The 19,755-nt window shown below is 36.0% G+C and carries 14 protein-coding genes and 1 other annotated feature; of the genes, 13 read left to right on the top strand and 1 reads right to left on the bottom strand.

Annotation, left to right across the window (positions count from 1 at the left end; genetic code table 11):
* The 12 genes from RMR19_RS12095 to RMR19_RS12150 all read left to right on the top strand — a co-directional run.
* Nucleotides 1-578, top strand: a 578-nt coding sequence (locus tag RMR19_RS12095; protein WP_310603744.1) for a hypothetical protein, incomplete at its 5' end; no start/stop codon positions are given.
* Nucleotides 579-670: 92 nt separating this feature from the next.
* Nucleotides 671-917, top strand: a binding site (T-box leader).
* Nucleotides 918-1,039: 122 nt separating this feature from the next.
* On the top strand, nucleotides 1,040-2,071 hold the full coding sequence (gene pheS, locus RMR19_RS12100) for a phenylalanine--tRNA ligase subunit alpha (RefSeq protein ID WP_310603745.1): 1,032 nt from the start codon (nucleotides 1,040-1,042) through the stop codon (nucleotides 2,069-2,071).
* Between the two features lie 139 nt (nucleotides 2,072-2,210).
* Nucleotides 2,211-4,649, top strand: coding sequence for a phenylalanine--tRNA ligase subunit beta (gene pheT, locus RMR19_RS12105; RefSeq protein ID WP_310603746.1), 2,439 nt, complete (start codon nucleotides 2,211-2,213; stop codon nucleotides 4,647-4,649).
* Between the two features lie 202 nt (nucleotides 4,650-4,851).
* Entirely contained in the window at nucleotides 4,852-7,389 is a 2,538-nt protein-coding gene (locus RMR19_RS12110; RefSeq protein ID WP_310603747.1) for an Ig-like domain-containing protein, read from the top strand.
* A 10-nt stretch (nucleotides 7,390-7,399) separates the two neighbouring features.
* Complete coding sequence (locus RMR19_RS12115) at nucleotides 7,400-9,937, top strand: Ig-like domain-containing protein (protein ID WP_310603748.1); 2,538 nt, start codon at nucleotides 7,400-7,402, stop codon at nucleotides 9,935-9,937.
* A 156-nt stretch (nucleotides 9,938-10,093) separates the two neighbouring features.
* Nucleotides 10,094-10,552, top strand: a complete 459-nt coding sequence (locus tag RMR19_RS12120) for a VanZ family protein (protein ID WP_310603749.1) — start codon at nucleotides 10,094-10,096, stop codon at nucleotides 10,550-10,552.
* Between the two features lie 2 nt (nucleotides 10,553-10,554).
* Complete coding sequence (locus tag RMR19_RS12125) at nucleotides 10,555-10,875, top strand: DUF6142 family protein (RefSeq protein ID WP_310603750.1); 321 nt, start codon at nucleotides 10,555-10,557, stop codon at nucleotides 10,873-10,875.
* Nucleotides 10,876-11,112: 237 nt separating this feature from the next.
* Nucleotides 11,113-11,805: a response regulator transcription factor gene (locus RMR19_RS12130; protein ID WP_310603751.1), complete on the top strand. Its 693-nt coding sequence runs from the start codon at nucleotides 11,113-11,115 to the stop codon at nucleotides 11,803-11,805.
* The gene (locus RMR19_RS12135; RefSeq protein ID WP_310603752.1) at nucleotides 11,756-13,003 is read left to right on the top strand and encodes a sensor histidine kinase; all 1,248 of its coding nucleotides are present in this window, start codon (nucleotides 11,756-11,758) and stop codon (nucleotides 13,001-13,003) included. The genes RMR19_RS12130 and RMR19_RS12135 overlap by 50 nt, the downstream gene beginning before the upstream one ends.
* Before the next feature lie 26 nt (nucleotides 13,004-13,029).
* A complete protein-coding gene (locus RMR19_RS12140; protein WP_310603753.1) occupies nucleotides 13,030-15,348 on the top strand; it encodes a hypothetical protein in 2,319 nt (772 codons plus the stop codon).
* Nucleotides 15,349-15,352: 4 nt separating this feature from the next.
* Nucleotides 15,353-16,276: an ABC transporter ATP-binding protein gene (locus RMR19_RS12145; protein ID WP_310603754.1), complete on the top strand. Its 924-nt coding sequence runs from the start codon at nucleotides 15,353-15,355 to the stop codon at nucleotides 16,274-16,276.
* Between the two features lies 1 nt (nucleotide 16,277).
* Nucleotides 16,278-17,072: an ABC transporter permease gene (locus tag RMR19_RS12150; RefSeq protein ID WP_310603755.1), complete on the top strand. Its 795-nt coding sequence runs from the start codon at nucleotides 16,278-16,280 to the stop codon at nucleotides 17,070-17,072.
* A gap of 225 nt (nucleotides 17,073-17,297) precedes the next feature.
* Here RMR19_RS12150 and RMR19_RS12155 read toward each other — a convergent pair whose 3' ends face one another.
* Nucleotides 17,298-18,110: a hypothetical protein gene (locus tag RMR19_RS12155; RefSeq protein WP_310603756.1), complete on the bottom strand. Its 813-nt coding sequence runs from the start codon at nucleotides 18,108-18,110 to the stop codon at nucleotides 17,298-17,300.
* 543 nt (nucleotides 18,111-18,653) lie between these two features.
* On the opposite strand from RMR19_RS12155, the gene RMR19_RS12160 reads away from it, so the two are divergent.
* Nucleotides 18,654-19,625, top strand: a complete 972-nt coding sequence (locus RMR19_RS12160; RefSeq protein WP_310603757.1) for a cell wall hydrolase — start codon at nucleotides 18,654-18,656, stop codon at nucleotides 19,623-19,625.
* Nucleotides 19,626-19,755: the final 130 nt, after the last annotated feature.

Genomic DNA, 19,755 nt, shown 5'->3' on the forward strand with positions numbered 1-19,755 from the left:
CACCGTTAGGAGAAGGAGTGTTATTTTGTACAAAATGTGGTACAAAACGAGAGGAAGAGAGTGCGCCAGTTGCACAACCTGCTTCAATACCAATGGAGAACGTAAACCAACCTGCTCCACAACCAACACCAGTATATAGTCCAATTCCAGATGAGAATCAACAGGCAAAGAATAATAAGCAAGGGAAAATGATTGCTGGAATATTTGGGGTTGTTGCGGTATTAGCAGTTGTATTCTTTATCTACCAAGGATTTTTTGCATATCCAAGTAAACCTGCTCAAGTAGCTGAAAAATGTATAAAAGCGGTAATGGTTGATTTTGATGCAAAAGAAGCGAACAAATATATGATAACAGTTGAAAATGTGGATTATGCAGATATTAAAGAGGCAATGAGTGAAATTGAAGACATGGGTGCTAAAATTTCAAACGTAAAGGCAACTGATACAAAGATAGAAGGAAAGTATGCAGAGGTAACATTGAATGTAACAATCTCTTGGCTGGGAATGTCTACAACAGAAGATATGACGGTATCGTTAGAGAAAGTTAGTGGAAGATGGAAGGTTAATGACTTGAATTAGGTCATAATTAGAAAAAATCCGTACTTGACAAAAATCCTGCATATGCTAGAATAGAGAGTAACGACGACCAAAGGGTCGTGAAATTAAACATTATAAATGCAAAGAATGTGTAAGTAGGTAATTGTGTTCCTTTCAGAGAGAAGAAGTCATCGGCTGTAAGCTTCTTTAAGTTCAGACAATTATTGAATTTCCCACAGGAGCTGCATATTGGAATGGTAGGACTATGTTCCTGCTTAGTAGAATATGTCGGGTAATGACCGTTATTCATGAAAGAAGAGCTTGTTGCATACGCAATAAGAAGCAGGGTGGTACCGCGGATTAGAATATTTCGTCCCTTATATAACAGACTGAAGTGTGTTGTATAAGGGATTTTTTATGTTTTATAAAAGAATTATCTTATATCTATCTATTCATTCCAGTTTGTTTAAGTAGTAATTCAACAATCAGAGAGGAGCTTCAATATGAAAGAAAAATTGAAAGCAATTGTAGATGAGGCATTATTGCAAATTAATGCATCGGAACAATTAGAAAAATTAAATGAAATTAAAGTAGCCTTCCTTGGTAAGAAGGGTGAATTAACATCAGTGTTAAAATCAATGAAAGATGTTGCACCAGAAGAAAGACCAATGGTAGGACAATTAGTAAACGAAGCGAGAGAAAAATTAGAGAGTAGTTTAGAAGAAAAGAAAACAGCTTTCATGAAGAAACTTCGTGAAGAACAAATTAAGAGTGAAACAATCGACGTAACATTACCAGCGACAAAACCAATGGTAGGACATCGTCATCCGAATACAATCGCATTAGAAGAAGTAGAGAGAATCTTCATTGGTATGGGATATGAAGTAGTGGAAGGGCCAGAAGTAGAATTCGATTACTACAATTTCGAAGCACTTAATATTCCAGAAAATCACCCAGCAAAAGATGAACAAGATACGTTCTATGTAAGTGCAGATGCAGATAGTAATATTGTACTTCGTACACAAACATCATCAATTCAAGTTCATGAGATGGAAAAAGGAAAACTTCCAATTCGTATGATTGCTCCAGGTAGAGCGTTCCGTTCTGATGAAGTAGATGCAACACATTCCCCTTCTTTCCACCAAATCGAAGGACTTGTAATTGATAAGAATGTAACATTTGCAGATTTAAAGGGAACATTAGAAGTATTTGCGCAAGAAATCTTCGGTGCAGATACAAAAGTTAAATTCCGTCCACATCATTTCCCATTCACAGAGCCAAGTGCAGAGATGGACGTATCATGTTTCAAATGTGGTGGAAGTGGCTGTCGTTTCTGTAAAGGCGAAGGCTGGATTGAAATCCTAGGATGTGGTATGGTTCACCCTCATGTATTAGAGATGAGCGGAATTGATCCAAACGAATATACGGGATTTGCATTTGGTGTAGGATTAGAGCGTATCGCATTATTAAAATATGAAATTGATGATATGAGATTGCTATATGAAAATGACGTTCGCTTCTTGAAGCAATTCTAAATAATAAATTATGTAATATTGGATAATAGATGGTTGAAAGAATATCAAAAATACAGAAAGGAGCCATGCGTTGCCTTCTTTCAACCTTTTTAGCAAGGCAGTATCGCAAGAAGACTTGTGATAGGCATGGGTATAAAATATGAATACACCATTATCGTGGATTAAAGCATATGTACCAGAGCTTGATGTAACAGCACAAGAATATACAGATGCAATGACATTATCGGGTTCTAAGGTAGAGGGATATGAAAAATTAGATGTTAACTTAGAGAAAATCGTAGTAGGTAAGATTTTAAAGATAGAGAGACATCCAGATGCAGATAAATTAATCGTATGTCAAGTACAAGTTTCAGAAGAAGGAGAGCAAGTTCAAATCGTAACAGGTGCTCCAAACGTAAAAGAGGGAGATATCATTCCTGTTGTTCTTGATGGAGGACGAGTAGCTGGCGGACATGATGGAGAGAAAGCAGTTGGCGGAATCAAAATCAAGAAAGGCAAACTACGTGGAATTGAATCATTTGGTATGATGTGTTCAATCGAAGAACTTGGATCAACAAAAGAGATGTATCCAGACGCACCAGAAGACGGAATCTATATCTTTAGTGACAATCCGGAATATACAGATTTAAAAATCGGTTCAAGTGCAATTGAAGCATTAGGACTTAACGATGTTGTGTTTGAATATGAAATCACATCAAACCGTGTAGACTGTTTTGGTGTAATCGGTATCGCAAGAGAAGCAGCAGCTACATTTGGTAAGAAGTTTGTTCCTCCAGTTGTAGAAGTGAAGGAAAATGACGAAAAGACTTCAGACTATATCCAAGTTGAAGTGGAAGCAAAAGACCTTTGCCCACGTTTTGTTGGTAGAGTTGTTAAGAATATCAAAATTGGACCATCTCCAAAATGGATGCAAAGAAGACTTGCAGCTTGTGGAATTCGTCCAATCAACAACTTAGTTGATATCACAAACTATGTAATGGAAGAGTTTGCACAACCAATGCATGCTTATGATTTAGATCAAGTTGCTGGAAACAAGATTGTTGTTAGACGTGCAAAAGAAGATGAAACATTCGTAACATTAGATGGCCAAGAAAGAAAGTTAGACTCTTCTATCTTAATGATTTGTGATGCGGAAAAAGCAATTGGTCTTGCAGGTATTATGGGTGGAGAAAACTCAAAGATTACTGACGATGTAAAGACAGTATTGTTTGAAGCAGCTTGCTTTAATGGAACAAATATCCGTCTATCAAGTAAAAAAGTTGGTTTAAGAACAGATGCTTCTGGTAAATTCGAAAAAGGACTTGATCCAAACAATGCAATGGATGCAATTAATCGTGCATGTCAATTAATTAATGAGTTAGGCGTTGGTGAAGTAGTTGGTGGATGTGTAGATGTATACGATGAAGTTCGTCAACCAAATCGTGTAGCATTTGAACCAGAAAGAATTAACAAATTGCTTGGAACAGACCTTGATGAAGAAACAATGCTTGCTTATTTCAAAGCAGTTGATTTAGATTATGATGCGCAAACAAAAGAAATTGTAGTTCCAACATGGAGACAAGATATTCATTGTATGGCAGACCTTGCAGAAGAAGTAGCTCGTTTCTACGGATATGATAAGATTGGTTCAACACTTCCAACAGGGGAAGCAACGACAGGTAAATTATCATTTAAGATGAGAATTGAGAATGTAGCAAGAGATATCGCAGAACATTTTGGATTCAATGAAGCAATGACATATTCTTTCGAAAGTCCAAAAGTATTCGATAAATTATTAATTCCAGAGGGAGATGCATTACGTCAAACAGTAGTAATCTCAAATCCGCTTGGAGAAGATTATAGTATTATGAGAACAGTTTCTCTTAATGGTATGCTTACTTCTTTAGCAACAAACTATAACAGAAGAAACAAAGATGTTCGTTTATACGAAATCGGTAATATCTATTTACCAAAAGCATTGCCATTAACAGAGCTTCCAGATGAGAGAACACAAGTAACACTTGGTATGTATGGAGCAGGTGATTTCTTTGACTTAAAAGGTGTTGTAGAAGAATATCTTGAAAAGATTGGATTAAAAGCACTTAAAACATATGATCCAAAATCAGGAAAACCATTCTTACATCCAGGAAGACAAGCGAATATCATGTATGATGGTGTTGTAATCGGCTATCTGGGAGAAGTTCATCCAGAAGTACTTGATAACTATGACATCGGCGAGAAAGCATATGTAGCAGTACTTGATATGCCAGAAATAGAAGCGCGTGCAGGATTTGCTACAAAATACGAAGGAATTGCAAAATATCCAGCCGTAACACGTGATATCAGTATGGTAATGGAAAAAGCCATCTTAGCTGGTGATGTAGAAGCAATTATTCGTAAGAATGGTGGCAAGATTCTTGAATCTGTTACATTATTCGATATCTATGAAGGTGCGCAGATTAAAGAAGGATGCAAATCAATGGCATACTCTATTAGTTTCCGTGCAAAAGATAGAACACTAGAAGATAAAGATGTTAATGAAGTAATGACGAAAATCTTAAATGCGTTAGCGAAGATTGGAATCGAATTACGTCAGTAATAATGAGAATAATAAACCTGTTACATTTACTTAAGTGTAACAGGTTTTGCAATATGCAAGATACAAGGGGCAAAAGGTCATTATACTAACAAACTTTTGACAAACATGTGTGATAATCTACCAACATAACTATATTTATAGAGAAGAGATAATTGGGGTTACTGGACACGGAGTGAACAGTAACGAATTAGGAGGGAAGTTCATGAAGAAACTAGTAAAGAAAATAGCTGTGTTCATGGCAGTATTACTAATCGCTTCTGCCTTTGCTGTACCACAGTACTCAGAGGCTGCAACGGTTGCACCGAAGCTCAATGTAACGAAAAAAACGATTACTGGTGCAAAGCAAACTTACAAATTAACAGTTCAAAACCAAAAGGCAGGTTGCAAGTATGCATGGAAGTCTTCTAATACTAAGATTGCTACTGTGAAAGCAAGCAATGGTAGTGCTACGGTAACCGCAGTCGCGAAAGGTACAGCGACAGTAACATGTACAATTACATATTCTACAGGAACAAAACGTATTCTAACATGTGCAGTTACAGTGAAAGTACCAGCAACTGCAGTAAAGATTAGCAATGCGAATATTGTAAACAATGTTCATAAAATAGAGATGGGAGATACGTATGATTTTAATCGTAAAATCACACCATCTACATCATCGGATAAAACATACTGGAGCGTAGAGCCAGCAGAATACGGAACAATCGATAAGAATGGTGTGTTTACGCCAGCAAAAGCAGGAACATTCAATATTGTTGCAACAGCAGCAGATTCCGCAGCGAAAGCAGCAACAAGTACAGTAAAAGATACGATATTAGTGAATGTAGTGGAGAAGACTGCAGCAGTTGCCTCAGTAGCACTAAAAGGTGCAGATGAGTTAGTTATTACATTTACAACAGCGATTAATCCATCAACAGCAGTGGATACAGATACAAAGCAATTGACTTCAGCAATTGTTATCGCGGCTGGTAAGGATTCAAAAGCAGTTCAAGCAACAGATTTTGGTTCTTTAACAGGAACATTTTCAGATGACCAGAAAGTGTTAACGATTAAAGCGTCAAATACATTCAATGGTGTATATACAGTTAATGTATCGAGTGATGTGTTAACAAAAGACGGAATGGAGATTACGCCATACGTGAAGTCTGTTTCGTTAGTAGATACAACACCACCTTCCTATCTTGGTTCTGTCGTTGATGATTCTGGTATGAAGACAACGATTAATTTTAGTGAAGCAATTGATATCAGCAGTTTGATGGTAGTGTCTACGCAAAGCGCATCAGCGACAACAGCAATTGAGACAGCAGCACTTACGACAGTGACAAACTATGTGTTATCAACGGATAAGAAGTCATTAACAATCGATTTAACAAGTGTTGCACTAAGTAATACATCAAAAACATATACTGTTACATTACAAGGAATTAAAGATATTGCAGGAAATTATTCAGCACAAAACTTTATTCAGGTATCTGTATATTATGATACAAGTGTAAAACCACAGGCTTCTGTAATTAATATCACTCGTACAGCATATGAAACAATTACGGTACAATTTAGCCGTTCGATTCAGCCATATGGAACAGGTGTATTAATTGTAAATAACACACCGATTTACTCAGCAGTTGTCGATTCAGATAACAACAAGTTGGTTCATTTTACTTTACCAGCAGATGTTGCTGCATTATCAGGAAGCCAGACGGTATCAATTCAAAGTTGGACAGCTTATAACACATCTTCTACAGATACAACAGCGAATACTCCTGTTAGTAGAGTTGTGAATTTCTCGCCAGATACAGCACCTCCAGCGATTACAAGCTCCAAATTAACAAGCGTAAATGGAGTCTATACCTTGATATTAGAGTACTCAAAAGCAGTAACCATACCAACAACAAAAGGAACATTAACTGCGAAAGTAACAACAGCAAGCGATGATATCTATCCAAGTAACAATATCAATTATACAGCAACGGTAGATAAGAAAACGGTTACACTCGTATTAGAAAGTAGCCAGATGACGATGTCGGGCAAGTACGAAATCGCAATCCCAGCCGAATTTGTTCGAGATGCTTATTACAATAAGAGTGTGAAAACATCAGTTACGGTATCATCGACAAGTGCAACTTCGGATACAACATTAGCAGCACCAATCTCAATTACACAATCAACTACAGATGCAAGCGTGATTGTCGTTAAGTTTGGACAAAAGCTTGATATCACAACAGCACAGAATATTGCGAATTATGCGGTAGCAAGTGCAACGATTGTGAAAGCGGAAGTGGTATCGAATGCGAGTACATTAGCAGAAGTAAATCTAACATTAGCGTCAGGAAGTATCAAATATGATGCAAATTACCTAGTTACAATTAGTGGTGTAAAGGGGCATAATAATACATATAACGCAATAACAAATTATACACAGATGATCGCATTAAAAGAAAACGTTGCACCTACGCTTGTATCATCGAAGTTAACAGCAATTAAAGATGGTGTTATTCTGACATTCAGTGAACCAGTAATGGGCATTGCTTGTTTTGATGTTTATGTTAATGGAACAATCTATCGTAAGAACACAGAAACTTCTGTGGCATACAATACGGCAGATAATACGATTACAATATATTTTAACAGCTATGTAAGCACTGCATCAGGATTAACATTAATACCAGCAGCAGATAACAATCTAAAAGATGCAAATGGTAATGCAGCTCAAATCAGTTCAACGGTGTATGTATATTAGGAGGGAACGAATGAAGCATAAGAGACAAAAGAGGTTAGTTTATGTACTAATTCTGCTCTTGTTGGTGCAGGTGATTCAACCAATCGGTTTGCTATCATCAAAGGCGGCAGCAGCTCCAAAGCTGAATAAGTCAGCAATCACCTTAAGCAATAAGGGTGATATGTTTACCTTACTTGTAAGTAACAAGGTAAGTGGTTCGAAGTATACTTGGTCCACTTCTGACAAGAAGGTTGCTACTGTTAATAAGAATGGTGTCGTGAAAGCTGTGGCTGGTGGAACAGCAACAGTTCGTTGTAAGATTACATTTAAGACGAAAAAGACGAAGACACTTACTTGTGCAGTAACAGTACGTATTCCAGCAACAGGCGTATCAATGAGCAATAAAAAATTAACTGCAAACAACTGCCAAACAATTAAAGTAGGTGAGCAGTACGATTTTAATCGCAAATTAACACCAAGCAATTCTACAGATAAGACATATTGGACTGTGGAAGACACTTCGATTGCAACAGTGGATTCAAAAGGTATTGTTACAGCTAAGAAACAGGGATTAACAAGATTAATCGCTGCAACAGGAACAAGCAGATCGAATGCAAACAAAGGAATTGTTAATGATGCAATCAATCTATATGTAATAGGTGATACTGCAGAAGTAATTAGTGTGAATCAAGCGAGTGCAACAGTGATGCAGATTGCATTCAGTGAGCCAATCAATCCAGATACGGTATTCAATATAGATGGTTCGAACAATTTACTTGATAATATTGCATTCTTGGCACTGAAAGATGATTTTGGAAAATTAGCGAGTGCTTATGGTGGAATTACAGGTGAGTTTTCAACGGATTATACGTTGTTAACATTAAAGAGTGAGATGCCATTTAGCGGAAAATACAGAGTTACGATTAAAAATATCGGAACAAAGTCAGAGAAAATGGTTGATACCTACATAAGAACTGTGGAATTCGGTGATACGGTTGCACCAAAATATGTTGATACAACGGTAGATGAAACAGGACTAATCGCATCAATTAATTTCAATGAACCGATTGATATCTCACGTATGTCAATTGAAGTAGTATCTCGTGCAGATGGAACTGCGCTGAATGCTGTGTCATCAGCGGTACTGAAGAATAAGTCGGTATATCGTCTATCCTCTGATGCAACTTCCATCATTGTTAATATGAATAGTATTAATGCGAATGATAAGAATACATTGATTTATGTACTAGCCAAGGGTATAGAGGATGTATCAGGGAATAAGACGGATCCAGAATCGATATCGATGCAAGTATTTAGTGATACAACTGCGAAACCACAAGCAAATCTTGTGAGTCTTGAACGTACAGCGTACTACACGATTACAGCTACATATGACCGTTCGATTGAAAAACCAGGTACATTATATGTTAAGGGTGTTTCTTGTAATGGTACGGTTGATTCAAAAGATAAGAAAGTGGTTAAGTATACAATACCACCATCAATAGCAATCTTAACTGGTTCACAGTCGGTATCAATTGTAGGATATAGTGGCTACAATGTAGCAAGTACAGTAGCTACAACAAATATAACTCGTACAATAGACTTTACACTTAGTATGATGTCAGAAGCTCCAAAATTAGTGGATTATGCGACAGATAGTAATACGAATATGATTACATTGAATTACTCAAAGAAAGTTAATATTGGATTGAGTACCGGTAGCTTGTCAGCATCTGTAACTGTAACATATGAAGGTACAACGATTACATATACTTATGCAACAACAATTCCTTACCAAGCAGTGGTAGACGGTAGTACGGTTAAGGTTATCCTTGATTCAGAAAGTTTACAGCAGGCAGGAACGTATATCGTAACGATACCGGCAGCATTTGTAACGGATGATGATGACTTACCAAATACAACACCAGAGATTATTGCGATTGTTAAGACGGAGGCAGCAGTAACACCAACGTCAAATGCATTGCCAGCACCAGTAAGTATTCTTCAAGCAGCTAATGACAATAGTGTTATTAATCTTGTATTTGAGAACAAACTTGATGTGGCATCAGCAACGAAGGCAAGTAACTACTCATTTAATAACGGAGTAATTGTTGAATCAGCTACATTAACACAAAACGATAAGTCAAAAGCAGTTGTACAATTGAGAGTGTCTATTGCGTCTATTATTACTACAGCAGAATATCAATTGTCGATAAGCAACTTACTTGGCTACGGTGGAAGCTATACTGCTATTGATTCAAATCCAATTAAGGTAACATTGAAGGAAAACAATCCACCAACACTTGTGTCTGCGGTGTTAACATCGAATACAACCATTGTGTTAACATTCACAGAGGCTGTAAAGGGAAGTGTAAACTGTACCGTAACACAAAATGGAAATGTTCTTTCACAGTCAGGAAGCCCAGTAGTTTCCGATATGTATGTAACGATTTCGTTGAATACGAGTGTGTCAGGAACAAGTGGAATCTATATTCTGGTTAATGGTAATCTGGTCGATGCGGTAGGAAATCTAGCAATCATATCAGACGGAGCAATTGCGGTTAAATAAAAGAATTTTTTTCCTCTTTACCTTTATGAAGCAATGATTTATAATAAATATGTTTCTATAATTACATCCTTCCAGTATTTACTAGAAGGATGTAATTGCGTATAAGGGTCGCTAAACGATAGGATACGACCTATTAGGTAAGGAGTGTGAAAATCCTTGAATAGGAAGACAAGAGAAACGATTAGAGTGATATTGTGGATTTTGTTTATTATATATATGGTTGCCTTGACATACTTTTTGTTCTTTAGTGAACAATTTGGTAGAGTTATGGGAGGAGAATACCGTTATAATTTGCATTTGTTTCGAGAGATAAAAAGGTTTATTGTATATAGAAAAGAAGTGGGTTTTACAAGTTTTATGATTAATATTGTAGGGAATGTTGTTGCATTTATACCATTTGGTTTTATACTTCCAGCAATCAGTCCGCGAAATAGAAAATTATTGAATATGGCATTGTTAAGTTTTGAGCTTACATTATCCATTGAAACTATGCAGTTAATATTGCAGGTAGGTACGTTTGATGTGGATGACATATTTTTGAATCTAATGGGTGGAATAATAGGATATATTTTATTTGTAATTGGAAATCGAATCATATCTTTGAGGAGGAAGTAAGGTTGAAGAGAAAGAAAAAGGAAGAATTTAAGTTTTCGAATAAATATCATCCGTTGCAAGGGATTCTAGGAGTGATTTTTGCAGTAATTGCTCTAATTGCAATCGGTGTACTGTTTTATATATCGAGTAAATCCTCTGGCAATGCGGGAGCATGGATTGGTTTGGTTGGTGGAGTAGTATTTGCAATTAATATAGTTGGCTTTATACTCTCTATTCTTGGGTTTCGTAAGCAAGAGGTATACTATCGCTTCCCAATCATAGGAATATTGATGAATGGTTGTTTATTTATTATGTTTTTGTTACTGTATATTGTAGGTATTTAATAAAAAGATGAGGTTGATTGCTAATGTAAGTTAGTAAAGGCTTCATCTTTTTGAGTTATGAAGAGCGTATGCGTTATTGTGAATCGTAATATGCTTGTAAGAAAAAAGTAAGATTTTTTATGGAGATTATGTGGTATGATGAGAGAGTGGTTACTGTTCATGCAAAACATTTACAGTAACGAAGTGGGCAATGGAAGAAGCCTAATATATTAATTCGAGATTTGGGAAGAGGTTTAGATGATGACAATACTTATAGTAGATGATGATAAAGAGATAGCTGAGTTAGTAGAGATACATCTAATTGCAGAAGGATACCGTGTTTTCAAAGCGTATCATGCAAAAGAAGCATTAAGTATTATGGAGAAAGAAGAAGTACATCTTGTTTTGCTAGATATCATGATGCCTGGAATCGATGGAATCCAGTTGTGCAAACAAATTAGAGAGAGTAATGCAGTACCAATTATAATGCTTAGTGCGAAATCGACAGATGATGATAAAATTAAGGGGCTTGCAACGGGTGCAGATGATTATGTAACAAAACCGTTTAATCCATTAGAATTGGTGGCAAGAGTGAAATCACAATTACGTCGCTATATGCAATTCAATAGTGGGCAATCTGGGGAGAAGCAAGAAACAATGATTCAATTGGAAAACTTAATAATTGATAAGGAATCACACTCTGTTAAGGTTTATGACCGCGAAGTAAAGCTGACTCCAATTGAATTCGGTATTCTATTCCTATTAGCATCAAACAGAGGGAAAGTATTCAGTGTAGAAGAGATATTTGAACGTGTATGGAATGAGAGACTCTTAGATGCAAACAATACCGTAATGGTGCATATTAGAAGAATTCGTGAAAAGATTGAGTTAGACCCAAGAGATGCACAGGTTATTAAAACAGTATGGGGAGTGGGATATAAAATTGATTAGTTATCTGAGAAAACGTAAGATAGAAGAAAATTTTCAAACGAGAATTATTCGTTATGCAGTTTTTAGTTTGTTGATTACAATATTCGTTGAATTCATGGTGATGGGTATGATTTATCTTGGGAGTCATGTATTTGAGAACAAAGCTACTCACCGTGAGCAAACGATTGACATGAAATCGAATATGCTAAAGAATAGTTTAGATGTGAACACCACAATGATGGAAGGTGCAAACAGTCAAGGGCAAGCACAAAAGGAAGTTGTAATTATCGTTGTAGCAATTATCTGTTTGGTAGCAGGAGCTATTATGTTCACTTGCATATTCTTGTTTTATATACGGAGGTATTATAACTATATCTATGAGATTACCGAAGGTATTAACCGAATTGCAGGAGGTGATTTTGAATCTAAGATACCAGTACGATATACAGATGAATTATCGTCTGTAGCGGATACAGTAAATCGTCTATCCGTGAGTATACAGAAGATGATAGCGATGCAGAAGGAGAATGAGCAATCAAAGAATGAGTTGATTACAAGTGTTGCCCATGATTTGAGAACGCCATTAACCTCTATTCTTGGATATCTTGATCTCGTTCGACTAGGCAAGGTAACAGATGAAGAGACAAAAAGAAAATATATCGATATCGCATATCATAAAGCGAAACGATTACAAAATCTTATTGAAGATTTGTTTGTATATACACAAGTTAGCTTTGGAAAGATTACACTTCGAAACACGAACCTTGATATGGTAAAGTTTCTAGAACAAATCGCAGAAGAGTTCTATCCAATATTTCAGGAATCAAATTTAGAATATACATTTAGCACAGAAGTGGTGAGAGCAGATGTATATGGAGATGGAGACTTGCTGGCACGCGTGTTCGCGAATCTATATGGAAATGCAGCGAAATACGGAAAATCAGGAGAAAAGGTTGAGGCGTATCTGGAAGAGAAAGAGGATACCTTTGAGATTCGAATTACAAATTACGGACAGTTGATAGCAAAAGAGGATATTGAATATATATTTGAGCGGTTTTATCGTGTGGATAGCTCTAGGTCAGGGGAAACAGGTGGGGCAGGTTTAGGTCTAGCGATTGCAAGGAATATTGTAGTAATGCATGGAGGACAGATTGCAGTAACGAGTAATGTTGGTGGAACGACATTTACAGTAACATTGAATAAGGCATTGCAGAGTTGAAATAACGAAAGTAAGGAGATTGATAGATGAATTCACGGATGAAGCGATATAGCTTACTGGTGTGTAGTATGATGTTACTGCTACTCACAGGCTGTAACATGTTTGTGCGAACGGAATCGCATACATATGCAGAAAAGAGCGTAGGGATAAGTAGTAATCTAGTGTATAATTATCCAATTGTTTTTCAAAATGATTCAAAGAACATTCAAATCCGTGTATCGTATGGATTGAATGCTTATGCAAAAGTTGGTAAGGATATGTGTGTGAAGATAGGAATCTATACAGGAGGAACTGTTTTCGAAGGAAGCGTTCAAATTGAAGTGCCCTATGACAATACAACGACTAAGTATAATCAAGAAGTTACGATGAACTCGAACTCCTATGCAGAATATACGATGGAGATACCTGTTATTTATGAAAATATGCAGTTTTCTATTCATCTTCTAGATAAAGAGGAAAACATCCAAGCTTCTCAGGAAACAATGGTTCAAGCGAGTAGAATATTCAATGTTCAATACATTGGAATACTAGATAAGCAGATGCAAGCAGAAGCAGTTGTGAGCAGAGGAAAAGTGCAAGTGTTTCAGTTATATTCAGATAAGTTAGAAGATGGCTTTGATAATCTTGATCTGCTTGATTGTATCTTGCTAGATGAAGAAGAGATAGATCAGTTAAAAGATACTGAAGTATTAAAGATGAAAGAATGGCTACAAAATGGAGGAACATTACTGCTTGAAAGCACCTCTAAGGCTAGTGCGGATAGAGAAGATATATATGAAAAGATAGCGATGACGATAGGTAATGATGGGGCATATGGTTTTGGAAGATGTATCCGTGTTTCAAAGATGAGTACAATCAATGAACTAGTAGACTATGTAGATAATCTTGGATTGAACCCTAAACTATTCTTATCAAGGAATGTTGGTAATCAGGTGAAGGAAAGTGTTTATGCAGATATTGTAAAGAAAGTGCCTGACATTACGAAGTATATGATAGTGTTTCTACTATATATAATATTGATTGGCCCTGTGCTATATGGAATACTTAAGATAAAGAAACAAAGAGTATGGTATTTTAGAATTGTTCCAATAATATCGGCTATATTTGTAATAGTAATCTATGGTTTAGGAAGAGATAGTCGTGTGGAAAGTTCCTATCTTAGATATGTGACAATAACACAAATTGCGCAGGATGGATATACGAAGGATACAACCTGTTTGGCTGTGGTAAATCCTACAAAAGGTGAAGTAGTAGTTCAGACAGATGTTGAAGATAATCTTCAACCATTGTATACACAAAGTGATAATTATCAATTTACATCAGAGAAAACACATGTGAATATGGAATTTACTACAAGTGTAGAAAATTCTACAAGTGAAGAAAACATGAAAATCTCAAGTGTGACATGTACTATTCCAGATATTCGAGCATTTCAACCTGTTTATCTAAAGATAGCAAAATCATATCTACCGACAACACAGAGAGAAGAAATGCAATCAATAGGACCGATAATCTGTGATAATTATAGAATAACGGGAAGTGTGACGAATACAATGGGGATGGATTTGAGTAATGTTTGCATTGTTAGTAACCAAACGATTGTAGAGATTGGGGATTGGGTAAGCGGAGAAGAAGTTCAATTAGAAAACTGTCAGTATGGTTATATACCTTCCTATGATTTTCTCTATACAGATACGGTGGATGCTCGTGTGAAGAATTTGACAAAAAGTACAGATAAGGTGGAGGAAAGCAGTACCTATAATTTGATGCAGTATGTATTGAATGAATGGTTAACTCAAAATCCGGATGGAAGCTATTTGCTTGCATTTGCCAAAGATTCGGAGAATGATTCTGTATTGAGTAGCAGTGGGATTTCTCAAGTTGATTCAAGTGCACATATGATTATTATGGAATTGAGTGTGAATTATGGCAATGGAAATGGAGAGGTCTTCCAACCAACAATCAAACCATATATGTCTATAGTAAGTGGAGAGTACTATCAGGAACTTGATATGATTGAATCAGACAGTCTTATTGTTGATTATGACTTTGGTAGGGAAGTTATAAAGCAAATAGAGTATTCGCCATATTATAATACGGAGTTTTATATTGATGATACGAATAAAGAGGCTATATGGTTTGGGTTTTATGGTACGGTATATTTCTATAACCGAAGAACGAGAGAATATGAGAAAGTAATCACAAGTGGAGAAGTAGCAACAATTAATCAATTGAGTGATTACCTAGGTGATTGCAATGTTCTACGAGTTCGCTATGAAGTATCCCAAGATAGCTTGAATAGTAACCTAATAACGATGCCCAAACTAACAGCGATAAAGGAGTAATACTATGCTACAAATTCAAGAGTTATGTAAGGCGTATGATTCGCATACCGTACTTGATAATATTAATCTCCGTATACAAAGGGGGCAGTTGTTTGGGTTGGTAGGTCCAAATGGAGCAGGAAAAACAACAATACTAAAAGTGTTAGCAGGTTTGCTGGAGCATGATTTAGGAACTATAGTGTTAGATGGAGAAGAAACGAGTACAAGGGAAAGAAGAGGATGTACAAAGATTAGCTATATGCCTGATTATTTTGGAGTATATCCGAATCTGAAAGTATATGAATATATGGAATTCTATACGCAGTTGTATGGATACAAAGGTAAAGAAGCAAGGAAGAGAATAGAAGAGAATCTGGAATTAGTGAGCCTATATTCGAAAAAAGACGAATATGTTGAGACTTTATCAAGAGGAGTGAAGCAGAAACTATCTCTTGCAAGATGCTTAATTGCAGAGCCAGAATTATTGTTACTTGATGAACCTAGTTCAGGACTTGATCCAAGAGCATGTAGAGAGATTGAAGAGGTACTGCACACTCTGCAAAAGAAACAGATAACGATAATAATAAGTTCGCATATCTTACATGAGCTTTCAAGGATCTGCACTAATATTGGAATTATTGATCATGGAAAGTTAATAATAGATGGGCGAGTGGAAGATATCCTCAAGATGGAAGAGAAATCAAAACCACTAAGAATTCGATTTACAGAAGTGAATGCAAATGTGTTAAAGTATCTGGATTCTCACGCATTAATTAGTAATCTTATAATTGACGGAACACAAGTAATGATGCAATTTCAAGGGGATTCCTTAGAAGAAGCAAGCTTGTTAAGTGCATTGATACGAGATGGAGCAGGGATTTGCTACTTTGCAAGGGAAGAAAGTAGTTTGGAACAATTATTTCTTGAGATAACGAAAGGGGAATCGTAATATGGATAATCCAATATTGAAGAAAGAACAGAAAGTCCGTACACGTTCACCTAGATTGATGCTATTGGTTGCAGGCTATAATCTTGGACTTACAGTACTACTAATTCTTGCGTTCTTTATGATTTATGGAGCGAAACCAGAGGTAGGAATGGCAAGATACCAAGATACATTGACGTTGTATGCGTTAATGGGAGTATTTCAGTTTGCTTTACTTTTGTTAATTGTACCAACGCTTACAGCGAGTGCAATAACAGGTGAGAAGGAGCGGCAGACGTTTGATATCCTTATGATAGCCAATAAGAAACCAGGAGCAATCATTATTGGGAAATTAAGTGCTTCTGTTAATATGATATTACTTCTGATTGTATCAAGCTTGCCAATACTTGCAATTGTGTTTAGCGTAGGTGGCGTCTCTATAATAGATATTGTAATGTATGTAGTGGTCTGTCTGCTAGAAGCTGTATTTGTTGGAAGTATCGGATTGTTTTTCTCGTCCATTAGTAAAACGACAGTAAGAGCAACGATAGTAAGTTATGCAACGGTGCTGTTATTAGTGACTGGAACAGTGTTAGTATTAGGAATGCCATGTTTAACTAATCCTTTGATAACATTGATAGCATTATTGATGGAACAGACAGGGAATGGAGGTCTGTTTGCTCAGTACATGAACAGAGCAGGAAGATGCAATGCATTTGTACTAGAGCATTGGGTAATAATCAGCGTGGTAGTACAGATGATGATGGGGGGAATTCTGCTTAGATTTAGTACAAGAAACATAGATAGAATAAAGAAATAAAAAATCACCAAGTGTAGGAAGATACACTTGGTGATTCGCATTCACTTCAATGAAAACCTTTAAAATAGCTTCATTGTTGGAACTATGAAAATGGAAGAAGAAAAAATATAAGTTAATTATAACACATAATTTCAAAAAAGATAGTGCTAAATTGAAATTTAACAAATTAATTTATAAAAGTCATTACTGAAATTGGGTTTCGTATGTGGAATTAGTACAGAAGTCCTAGGATAATGAGTTTAAACTATTGATATGTTCCCTAAGATGTCTGCTAATTCGAATACGACTATACATAGAAGCATAAGCAATGGCATCAAGCTCTTCCACATAGTTTGTAGCAAAATTCTTTTCAATACCGTTCTCTTTTAAAAAGTTGACTGCTTTGTTATATGCAACAGCAGCTTCGATCTCCGTAGGATATCTTCCTACAATAAAATCACCTACAAGATGAATCTTTGTTATGTATTGGCTAAGACCACTCTCTGATTCTTTGCGTACACCCATATAACGATTTATAATTTCTATATTACCATAGCGATAATCCGTGTTATCTCCATTCATGAATCGATAGTCTTTGTCTGGAACGGAGAAACTGTGAATACCGTATCGAGAAAGCAGACTAACCTGCATACCGTAATCAGCAACAAAAAGGTGGTTTCCACGTTGCATAATTTTGTGATTAGAGTAATAGAACAAGTCATCAACATCAAACTTGAGAATCACTTTATGATTCAGATAGTAGAGAAAGTATTGATTCTTTAAGTAGATTGGATTTTTAAAGTATAGCCCGTTATCACGAAAGTTTATTAGTACAACCCATTTATCAAATGCGAGGATATGCTTCTTACGATTGTAGGAATCTAATGTAATAGATAAATCCTTTGTTATCGTAATTGCTTCTAGGTAAGCATTGTGAGATTCCTCAGGGGTAGGATAACTTCCTAGACTTATATGTTTGTTCTTATATGTAAATGAAGTACGATAATAAATTGTTCCATCTTTTTTTGTAGCTTGGTAAACACCAGGCAGTAATGGCATAGTAATCACCTCAGTCAGAGTATAACATAAGGAAGATGTGAGTTCAACGCAAGAAGCAAGATTCTTGGTTGTTATGCGTTGTTAGCCCATAGACTTGCAGCGTGCAACATGACTTGGAATCAAATAATAACTTGAAAAAGTGTTATATTATTATGAAGTTGTGAATATAATTATTAACAACTTGTTAAATAGAATTTATTGCAATAAGGAGGAAAAAATATAGAAAAAACTAAAAAAAAGGAGGTTTATTATGAGTGAAATAAAAATAACTACTAAGAAATTGAATAAAAACTAAAATTGTCGCATAAAATAGTTAATAACTAATTAAGGAAATGTTAAATTAGTTGTTGTGAAATGAAACAAAAAACACATAAAATTAACAAGATTAATTGGTAAAATCTGCACTTGAATTTACAAAATGATGGGAAGTGGATATCGTATTCTCCGAAATATAGAAGGAGTTATTGACATCAAATGACTAGATGATATAATGCAAATGTGCTTAGGCGGGGCACAAAAAAAATTAGAAAAGAGGACGTATGTATGCTAAAAATACACTCGTTTCTTCACCGCATAAAGGAAAATATGAAATACTCTGGTGTTGAATGCTATAAATCATGCCTAATGATTACAGCATATGCAATGGCAGCAGTTATATTAGTACTTTGTGCAGACAGCTCGTTTGCGAAAGGCGGTAAAATGCCAGAAGCATACGCGAAAGCCGCATCTGTTGAAGCAGAAGCTTTCGAGTTAGCAAAGGAAGAAACAGCAAAAAAAGCACAAATACAAGCCGAGAATGAAAGCGTCAATATATTAGCACAGAATGTGCTGGGAGGAGAAGTCGCAGAGAGTACAGAATACTACAGCTTACAAATCGTAACTAGTACGATTATTGCAGCAGATAAGTGCACAACATTGTTAGGACAAACCGTAATGAAGGATTTTCCAAGTGATGTTGTAACCGAAGATGTAGTAGATAAGAGTGAGAAAGAATCAGAAGAAAACAAGAAGACAGAAGAACAGGTGGTTGTAGAGGAAAAAACTACAACAAAGAGTCAAGAAAAAACGGAGACAAAAAAGAAAGCAGCTGCAAGCAAAAAGAAAAAAGAAAAAGCAGTTCAGACGATTAGTTTAGGAACTGAGCAAAAAGAAGTATTACTTAGAATAGTAGAAGCCGAAGCGACAGGCGAAGATATTAAAGGAAAAATGCTAGTAGCTAATGTAATACTAAATCGTGTGAAGAGTAGCCAATTCCCAGATACGGTGAAAGAAGTGGTATTCCAAAAGAATGGAAAGACAGTTCAATTCTCACCAATCGCAGATGGAAGGTACTGGTCCGTAAAAGTTTCAAAATCAACAAAAGAGGCAGTGGAACGAGTACTAAAAGGCGAAGATGAATCACAAGGGGCATTATATTTCTCGGCAAGAAGTAAAGCCAAAAAGAGTAGCATGAGTTGGTTTGATAACAATCTGACATGGCTATTCAAATATGGCGGTCACGAATTTTATAAGTAAGAGATTAACGGTAAGGACGAATTCCTTACCGTTTTCTCTTACTTTGCACTTTACTGTAGTAGTGCGATGTGGTATAATGCGTTCAGTAGAAAAATAAGGATTTAAGATTGTTCTATGGCAAGATACGTGG

It is taken from the genome of Anaerosporobacter sp., assembly GCF_031551385.1.
In the GTDB taxonomy this organism is placed as follows: Bacteria; Bacillota; Clostridia; order Lachnospirales; family Lachnospiraceae; genus Anaerosporobacter.

Bases quoted from the DNA above. Each gene is read 5' to 3' on its own strand.
- pheS (WP_310603745.1), top strand. From the start codon at position 1,040: ATGAAAGAAAAATTGAAAGCAATTGTAGATGAGGCATTATTGCAAATT.
- RMR19_RS12145 (WP_310603754.1), top strand. From the start codon at position 15,353: ATGCTACAAATTCAAGAGTTATGTAAGGCGTATGATTCGCATACCGTA.
- RMR19_RS12140 (WP_310603753.1), top strand. From the start codon at position 13,030: ATGAATTCACGGATGAAGCGATATAGCTTACTGGTGTGTAGTATGATG.
- RMR19_RS12115 (WP_310603748.1), top strand. From the start codon at position 7,400: ATGAAGCATAAGAGACAAAAGAGGTTAGTTTATGTACTAATTCTGCTC.
- RMR19_RS12135 (WP_310603752.1), top strand. From the start codon at position 11,756: ATGCACAGGTTATTAAAACAGTATGGGGAGTGGGATATAAAATTGATT.
- pheT (WP_310603746.1), top strand. From the start codon at position 2,211: ATGAATACACCATTATCGTGGATTAAAGCATATGTACCAGAGCTTGAT.
- RMR19_RS12155 (WP_310603756.1), bottom strand. From the start codon at position 18,110: ATGCCATTACTGCCTGGTGTTTACCAAGCTACAAAAAAAGATGGAACA.
- RMR19_RS12160 (WP_310603757.1), top strand. From the start codon at position 18,654: ATGCTAAAAATACACTCGTTTCTTCACCGCATAAAGGAAAATATGAAA.
- RMR19_RS12110 (WP_310603747.1), top strand. From the start codon at position 4,852: ATGAAGAAACTAGTAAAGAAAATAGCTGTGTTCATGGCAGTATTACTA.
- RMR19_RS12150 (WP_310603755.1), top strand. From the start codon at position 16,278: ATGGATAATCCAATATTGAAGAAAGAACAGAAAGTCCGTACACGTTCA.
- RMR19_RS12130 (WP_310603751.1), top strand. From the start codon at position 11,113: ATGATGACAATACTTATAGTAGATGATGATAAAGAGATAGCTGAGTTA.